The following is a 7591-nucleotide window of genomic DNA, read 5'->3' on the forward strand; positions in this document are numbered from 1 at the left end:
GTGCCGGCCGAGCGCATCGTGCGCATCGGCGACAACAAGGGCGCGCGCTACGCCTCCGACACCTTCTGGATGATGGGCGACACGGGCCCCTGCGGCCCGTGCACCGAAATTTTCTACGACCACGGCGAAGGCATCCCCGGCGGCCCGCCGGGCAGCCCCGACGAGGACGGCGACCGCTACATCGAGATCTGGAACAACGTCTTCATGCAGTTCAACCGCACCGAGGACGGCCAGATGCACCCGCTGCCCAAGCCCAGCGTGGACACCGGCATGGGGCTGGAGCGCATCGCCGCGGTGCTGCAGGGCGTGCACTCGAACTACGAGATCGACCTCTTCGTGGCGCTGCTGGCGGCGGCCAAGCAGGCCGTGGACGCCGCCGGCGCCGGGGACTGCGACAAGGAGTCTGCGTCGCTCAAGGTGATCGCCGACCACATCCGCGCCTGCGCGTTCACGGTGGCCGACGGAGTGATCCCCGGCAACGAAGGCCGCGGCTACGTGCTGCGCCGCATCGCGCGCCGCGCCATCCGGCATGGCTACAAGCTCGGTGCGCGTGCGCCGTTCTTCCATCGCATCGTGCGCGAGCTGGTGAACCAGATGGGCGAGGCTTACCCCGAGCTGCGCCAGCACGAGGCGCGCATCACCGAGGTGCTCAAGCAGGAGGAGGAGCGCTTCTTCCAGACGATTGCGCATGGCATGGAGATCCTCGAAGGCGCGCTGGCCGGCGGCGTAAAGCAGCTCGATGGTGAACTCGCTTTCAAGTTGCACGACACCTACGGCTTCCCGCTGGACCTCACCGCCGACGTATGCCGCGAGCGGGGCGTGACGGTGGATGTGGCCGGCTTCGAGGCGGCCATGGCACGCCAGCGCGAGCAGGCCCGTGCGGCGGGCAAGTTCAAGATGGCCGCCGGACTGGACTACCGCGGTGCGCCGACCACCTTCCACGGCTATGAGCGCCTGGTGCACGAGGGGGCCCGGGTCACGGCCGTCTATGTCGACGGCACTTCGGTGGCCAGCGCCCGCGCCGGCGACGACGCGGTGATCGTGCTGGACCACACGCCGTTCTATGCCGAATCCGGCGGCCAGGTGGGCGACACCGGCGAGCTGCGCAACAAGACCTCGCGCTTCCTCGTCGAGGACACCCAGAAGATCCAGGCTGATGTCTTCGGTCACCACGGCCGGGTGGTGGAAGGCGAGATCCGGGTGGGGGACCTGATCGATGCCCGGGTGGACGGCGAGCGCCGCGCCCGCACGATGCGTAACCACAGCGCGACCCACCTGATGCACAAGGCATTGCGCGAGGTGCTGGGCGAGCATGTGCAGCAAAAGGGCTCGCTGGTCAATGCCGAACGCACGCGCTTCGATTTCGCCCACCATGCGCCGCTGACGCCCGAGCAGATCCGGCGCATCGAGGCCTTGGTCAACGCCGAGATTCTGGCCAACGCCGATACGCGGGCGCGCGTCATGCCCATCGAGGAGGCCCAGAAACTCGGGGCGGTGATGCTTTTCGGCGAGAAGTACGGCGACCAGGTGCGCGTGCTGGACATCGGGACGAGTCGCGAGCTGTGCGGGGGCACCCATGTGGCCCGCACCGGCGACATCGGCCTGTTCAAGATCGTGGCCGAAGGGGGCGTGGCCGCCGGCGTGCGACGCATCGAGGCGGTGACCGGCGAGAATGCACTGGCTTACCTGCAGGGGCTGGAGTCCACCGTGACCCAACTGGCCGGCACGCTCAAGGCCACGCCGACCGAGGTGCCCCAGCGCGTGGCCCAGGTGCTCGAGCAAGTGCGTTCGCTCGAGAAGGAACTGGCCTCGCTCAAGGGCAAGCTGGCTTCGGCCCAGGGCGATGAACTGCTGTCGCGGGCGGTCGACGTCAAGGGCATTCGCGTGCTGGCCGCCACCCTGGACGGTGCCGACGCCCGGACCCTGCGCGAGACCATGGACAAGCTCAAGGACAAGCTCAAGACGGCCGCGATCGTGCTGGCAGCCGTGGACGGCGGCAAGGTCCAGCTGGCTGCCGGCGTGACGAGCGACAACACGGCCAAGCTCAAGGCCGGCGAGCTGGTGAACTTCGTGGCCCAGCAGGTGGGCGGCAAGGGCGGCGGCAAGCCTGACCTGGCGATGGCCGGCGGCACGGACGCCAGCCGGCTGCCCCAGGCCCTGGCCTCGGTGCAGGCCTGGGTGGCCGAGCGGGTCTGAGGACGGCAGGGCCGTGACGGCTTGCCGGCGCCGTGCAGCCCTGGCCGCGGTGCTGTCCGTGGCCGGCGCCTGCAGCGTCGGGGCCCAGGTGTCCACCCCGTCGCGGGAGGCTGCTCCGGCCGAGGTGGTGCGCTGGTTCGTCGAGGGTTGCGTGGCCCACGAGGGCGAGCCGGTGCCGGTGATGGACTGGGCGCTCACCCGGGGCTTCGACCCGCTGGATCCGATCTTTCCCGAAGTGGGGGCCTTGCTGGCCGGCCGCGCGGGCGCCGTGCTGCGCAGCCCCGACGGGGCCGTGATGCTCGCCACCACCACCGATGGGGCCTGCACCGTGTGGGCCGAGCGCAGCATCGGGCCGGCGGTCTTTCTGGCCTTGCAGCAGGCCATCGGCCAACTCAGCAGCGGCGGGGCCCGTGTGCAGGTGCAGTTCGAGCGCCACATCGAGCGCGCCGGGGCCTGGCGCCGCCAGTGGCAGGCCCGCTACCGCCGCGTGGGCGGCTCGATGGACCTGGGCCTGGGCTCGGTCACGACGCTGACCGATACCCCTGCCGCCCAGGTGCTTCAGCTCTCGCGGGTGCCGCCCGCCGGGCCGGCGTCCGACCCCGACGGGCTGCCAAGACGCTGAGCTTGGCTCAGGCGTAGGTCAGCTCCCGCGCCTTGCCCCAGAACACCCGGTAGGCGAAGACGGTGTAGCCGACGATGGCCGGCACGGTCAACGCCGTGCCGAACAGGATCACCTTCAGCGACGCGGGCGCGCTGGCAGCTTCCCAGATCGTGAGCCGGTCCATCACCACATAGGGGTAGAGGCTGTAGGCCAGGCCGAAGAAGCCCAGCACGAACACCGCCACCACCAGCGTGAAGGGCACCCAGCACAGGCGGCCCAGGACCCGCGGGGAGTTCAGCAGCACGCGCAGCGTGATGAGCGCGGCGGCGGTCACCAGCGGGATGGGCAGCAGCGCGATGAACCCGGGCATCGTGAACCAGCGGCCGCGCACCGTCTCGCTCACCCAGGGGGTGGCCAGCGAGATCAGCGCCATGCCCAGCACCACCGGCAGCCAGGCCAGCCGGGCCCAACCGGCCGCACGGGCCTGCAGCTCGCCTTCGGTCTTCATGATCAACCAGGTGGCGCCCAGCAGCACATAGGCCGTGGCCAGCGAGACCGCGATGGCCGCGGCAAAGGCGGTGAACTGCCAACCTTCGGCAAAGCCGGTGATGTAGCGCCCCAGCATCCAGCCCTGGGCCAGCGAGGCCATCATCGAGCCGGCGAAGAAAGCACGGTTCCACAACGGCTTGTGTTCGTCCTGGGCCTTCACGCGGAAGTCGAAGGCCACGCCGCGCAGGATCAGGCCGATCAGCATCACCGCCACGGGCAGGTACAGGGCCGTGAGCACGATGCCATGGGCCTTGGGGAAGGCGATGAGCAGGATGCCCACGCCCAGCACGAGCCAGGTCTCGTTGGCGTCCCAGAAGGGGCCGATGGACGAGACCATCACGTCTTTCTGCTCGGGGGTGGCGCGGTGCATCAGCATGCCCACGCCCAGGTCGAAGCCGTCGAGCACGACATAGGCGAGCATGGCCAGGCCCATCACGGCCATGAAGATCAGAGGCAGGGTGTCGTCGAAGCTCATGAGTGGGCCTTTGCAGCCTGGGTTGGGCGGGTGCTGGCATAGCGCACCGGGGCGTCGATGGGCTTGCCGGCCATGTGAGCCAGCACGCCCACGTAGGCGACGATGAGCGCCAGATAGACGGTCACGTAGGCGGCCAGGGTCAGTGCGATCATCGGCGCGGGCGTGCTCGACACCACCTCGGATGTACGCAGCAGGCCCTGCACGATGTAGGGCTGGCGGCCGATCTCGGTGACGTACCAACCGGCCACCGTGGCCACCCAGCCGGAGAAGCTCATCGCGGTCAGGCCCCACAGCAGGCCGCGCGGCAGCCGTTGCGGCACCCAGCCGCGCCGGCGCAGCATCCACCAGCCCAGCCAGCTCATCAAGAGCATCAACATGCCCGTGCCCACCATGATGCGAAAGCCGAAGAAGACCGGCGCCACCGGCGGATGCGAGCCGATGAATTCGTTCAGGCCACGGATCTCGCCGTCGAGCTCGTGCGTGAGGATGAGGCTCGCGCCTTTGGGGATGCCCAGCTCGAAGCGGTTGCTGCGCGTGGCCTCGTCGGGCCAGGCGAACAGCAACAGCGGCGCGCCGCGTTCGGTCTCCCACACGCCTTCCATCGCCGCGATCTTCTGCGGCTGGTGCTGCAACGTGTTCAGGCCGTGCAGATCCCCCACGAAGATTTGCAGCGGGATGAGCACCGCGCCCAGCGTGAGCCCGGTGCGCATCACCTTGGGCGTGGAGGCGTTGGCCTTGCCCTTGAGCACCTGCCAGGCGCTCAGGCCGGCCAGCAGGAAGGCCACTGTCAGCCCCGAGGCCAGCAGCATGTGGCTCAGCCGGTAGGGGAAGGAGGGGTTGAAGACCACCTCGGCCCAGCTCCTCACGTGGAACTCGCCATCGATGATCTCGTAGCCGGCAGGTGTCTGCATCCAGGAGTTGAGGCTGAGGATCCAGAAGGCGCTCATCGTCGTGCCCAGGGCCACGAGGAAGGTGGCCAGCAGGTGCACCCGTTCGCTCACCTTGCCGTGGCCGAAGAGCATCACGCCCAGGAAGGTGGCTTCGAGGAAGAAGGCGGTGAGCACCTCATAGCCCAGCAGCGGGCCGGCGATGTTGCCCACCCGCTCCATGAAGCCCGGCCAGTTGGTGCCGAACTGGAAGCTCATCGTGATGCCCGAGACCACCCCGAGCGCAAAGCTCAGCGCGAAGACCTTGGTCCAGAAACGGTAAGCGCCGAGCCAGGCCGCATCCTGCGTGCGCAGCCAGCGCCAGCGGAAGAAAAGCAGGACCCAGCACAGCGCGATCGTGATCGTGGGAAAGAGGATGTGGAAGGTGATGTTGGCCGCGAACTGCAGCCGGGCGAGGAGGAGGGCATCCATGGCGTGGGGCGCGGTGGGCTTGGGGGGATCAGCGGGGCAGGGCGCCTTGCGGGCGCAGCTTGCCGGTGTACTCGAGCAGCTTGCCCACACGCGAGCCCATCTTCATCAACTGGGCCAGCGTCTGGGCATCCATGCGCTGCACGTCGTCGAACCAGGTGGTCAGCAGCTCGATCAGGTCGTGCATGCCCTTCATGCGCTCCTGGGCGAAGCGGTCCTCTTCATGCGTGGGTTCCTCCAGCAAGGCATTGCGCAGCATCGACAGCGTGGGCTCGATCTCGCGGCGGCGGCGTTCTTCGGCCAGGGTGCGGAAGATCTCCCAGGCGTCGGAGGGCGCCTCGAAGTACTCGCGGCGGTCGCCGCTGAGGTGCCTGAGCTTCACCAACCGCCAAGCCTGCAGTTCCTTCAGGCCCATGCTGACGTTGGAGCGCGAGAACTCCAGCCGCTCGGCGATCTCGTCGGCATGGAGCGGGCGGGGCGAGACGAAGATCAGCGCATAGATCTGCCCCACGGTGCGGTTGATGCCCCAGCGGCTGCCCATCTCCCCGAAGTGGGCGACGAAGCTGCGCACCAGGGGGGTCATGCTGTTCATGGGGGCGGTTCGGGGAAGGCTTGAGATGGCTCAAGTATCGTCTGAAATTTCAGTAATTTCTGAAAATTTGCAAAGACCCAGGGGCACGATCGGGTATGGACCTGGGCTGCGGATCATCCAGGCTCGTTCCTGCCGTCCGGAATGCCTGGGCAGACCGCTGCGTCCCATCCTGCCCTGACGACCCGCCGCTGGCCTTGCTGCGCCTGGCCGAGAGCCGTGCCGACCAGGGGTAGGCGGTGTGGCCGTGAGCCACCAGGAGGGCGAGGTCAAGGTGCGGTCCTTCTGGGTCGGGGATCTGTTCTATCGCGAAATTCCGCAGGCGCTGCCGGCGCTGATGGGCTGCGATGGCTCGGCCGCCAAAGCGTGGACGCCGCGCGTGCTGCCCACCACCGTGAACTGATCGAACTCCTGCTGCGCCAGGGCCGATAATCGGCCTCGTCGAGGCTTGTTGCGTTTCTGTTTCTGGAAAGGGGACCATGGTTCAAGGCTTCGTGTACCGCCGCCGATGGGCTACGGGGATTGCGCCCGGCCGTGCTCGGGCTCGGCGTGCTGACGACGGCCCGGGCGCAACGCCGCTTCGAGGCCTCGGTGCCGGCCCCGGTGGTCGAGGTGAGCCGCGTGCTCCTCACCCGCGACCGGGCCGTCGATTGGCAACGCCCATCGCGGGTGTCCATAGACCCCGCCACGTTGCGCTTCGGCCTGCAACCCACCGATCGGTGGCTGGTAAGGCATCTCAATGGCCTACGACACCGCGCACGACGTGGCCCCGCCCGGCTCGGACGGCCTGCGCCTGGGCTTTTTGATGTACCCGCAAGCCGAGCATGCCCAGGGCCGTTACGATCCGCTCGATCCCAACCGCTTCAAGTACACCATCTCCGCCCGTGAAATCTGACCCTTCCCTGGCCCTGCAGGGCCGCAGCCTCGTGCTGGCCCTGTCGGGCGGCGTGGCCTGCTACAAGAGCGCTGAACTCGTGCGCCTGCTCGTCAAGGCCGGTGCCTCGGTGAGGGTGGTGATGAGCGAGAGCGCCGAGCGTTTCATCACGGCGGTGACGATGCAAGCTCTGTCGGGCCAGCCGGTGGTCACGAGCCCCTGGGACGCGCGAGAGCCCAACAACATGGCGCACATCAACCTCACCCGAGGGGCCGATGCCATCGTGATCGCGCCGGCCAGTGCCGACTGCATCGCTGCGCTGGCGCATGGCCGTGCCGATGACTTCATCAGCCTGATGTGTCTGGCCCGCCCCTGGGGCGTGGGCGAAAAGCCCTGCCCGTTGTTGCTGGCGCCGGCGATGAACCGCGAGATGTGGTCGCATCCGGCCACCCGGCGCAACGTGGCCCAGGTGGTGGCCGATGGCGCTGTGCTGCTGGGCCCGGCCCACGGCGATCAGGCCTGCGGCGAGTTCGGCGACGGCCGCATGCTGGAGGCGCAGGAGCTCTTCGAGGAGATCGTCGCCTTCTTCGAGCCCAAGCGGCTGCAGGGCCGACGGGTGCTGATCACCGCAGGGCCGACCTTCGAGGCCATCGACCCGGTGCGGGGCATCACCAATCTGTCCAGCGGCAAGATGGGCTTTGCCCTGGCGCGCGCGGCCCGTGAGGCGGGAGCCGAGGTCACGCTGGTGGCCGGCCTGGTGGCCTTGGACACGCCGCGCGGCGTGCGCCGCATCGACGTGCGCAGCGCCGTGCAGATGTTCGATGCGGTGATGTCGGTGGTGTCGTCGCAGGATGTGTTCATCGCCACGGCCGCGGTGGCCGACTGGCGGCCCGCCCAGGCGGCCGAGCACAAGCTCAAGAAGGACGACTCGGGCCAGTGCCCGGCGCTGAAC

8 protein-coding genes are annotated in these 7591 nt (G+C 68.6%); 5 read left to right on the forward strand and 3 right to left on the reverse strand.

Annotated elements, in window-relative coordinates:
• Together alaS and ACK42S_RS13275 are read left to right on the forward strand one after the other, a co-directional pair.
• Nucleotides 1-2196, forward strand: a 2196-nt coding sequence (gene alaS, locus ACK42S_RS13270; protein WP_409708292.1) for an alanine--tRNA ligase, incomplete at its 5' end; no start/stop codon positions are given.
• A 13-nt stretch (nucleotides 2197-2209) separates the two neighbouring features.
• The gene (locus ACK42S_RS13275; protein WP_409708295.1) at nucleotides 2210-2818 is read left to right on the forward strand and encodes an NMCC_0638 family (lipo)protein; all 609 of its coding nucleotides are present in this window, start codon (nucleotides 2210-2212) and stop codon (nucleotides 2816-2818) included.
• Nucleotides 2819-2825: 7 nt separating this feature from the next.
• Here ACK42S_RS13275 and ACK42S_RS13280 read toward each other — a convergent pair whose 3' ends face one another.
• Genes ACK42S_RS13280 through ACK42S_RS13290 form a run of 3 tightly spaced genes read right to left on the reverse strand, consistent with a single transcriptional unit; the run spans nucleotide 2826 to nucleotide 5768 of the window.
• Nucleotides 2826-3821 carry a cytochrome d ubiquinol oxidase subunit II gene (locus tag ACK42S_RS13280; RefSeq protein WP_409708298.1) on the reverse strand — a complete coding sequence of 332 codons (996 nt, stop codon included), beginning with the start codon at nucleotides 3819-3821 and terminating at the stop codon, nucleotides 2826-2828.
• Nucleotides 3818-5179, reverse strand: coding sequence for a cytochrome ubiquinol oxidase subunit I (locus ACK42S_RS13285; protein ID WP_409708301.1), 1362 nt, complete (start codon nucleotides 5177-5179; stop codon nucleotides 3818-3820). Before ACK42S_RS13285 ends, ACK42S_RS13280 begins: the two co-directional genes overlap by 4 nt.
• 28 nt (nucleotides 5180-5207) lie before the next feature.
• Nucleotides 5208-5768, reverse strand: coding sequence for a GbsR/MarR family transcriptional regulator (locus tag ACK42S_RS13290; protein WP_409708304.1), 561 nt, complete (start codon nucleotides 5766-5768; stop codon nucleotides 5208-5210).
• A 244-nt stretch (nucleotides 5769-6012) separates the two neighbouring features.
• Here ACK42S_RS13290 and ACK42S_RS13295 point away from each other — a divergent pair, with 244 nt between their 5' ends.
• The 3 genes from ACK42S_RS13295 to coaBC all read left to right on the forward strand — a co-directional run.
• Nucleotides 6013-6168 (forward strand): hypothetical protein, encoded by a 156-nt coding sequence (locus ACK42S_RS13295; RefSeq protein WP_409708307.1) that lies wholly within the window; start codon nucleotides 6013-6015, stop codon nucleotides 6166-6168.
• Nucleotides 6169-6504: 336 nt separating this feature from the next.
• Nucleotides 6505-6660, forward strand: coding sequence for a hypothetical protein (locus ACK42S_RS13300; protein ID WP_409708310.1), 156 nt, complete (start codon nucleotides 6505-6507; stop codon nucleotides 6658-6660).
• A 7-nt stretch (nucleotides 6661-6667) separates the two neighbouring features.
• Nucleotides 6668-7591: bifunctional phosphopantothenoylcysteine decarboxylase/phosphopantothenate--cysteine ligase CoaBC (coaBC, locus tag ACK42S_RS13305; protein ID WP_409708313.1), on the forward strand; the 924-nt coding region annotated here is incomplete at its 3' end.

The sequence above is a fragment of the Caldimonas sp. genome (genome assembly GCF_046289365.1).
In the GTDB taxonomy this organism is placed as follows: domain Bacteria; phylum Pseudomonadota; class Gammaproteobacteria; order Burkholderiales; family Burkholderiaceae_C; genus Caldimonas.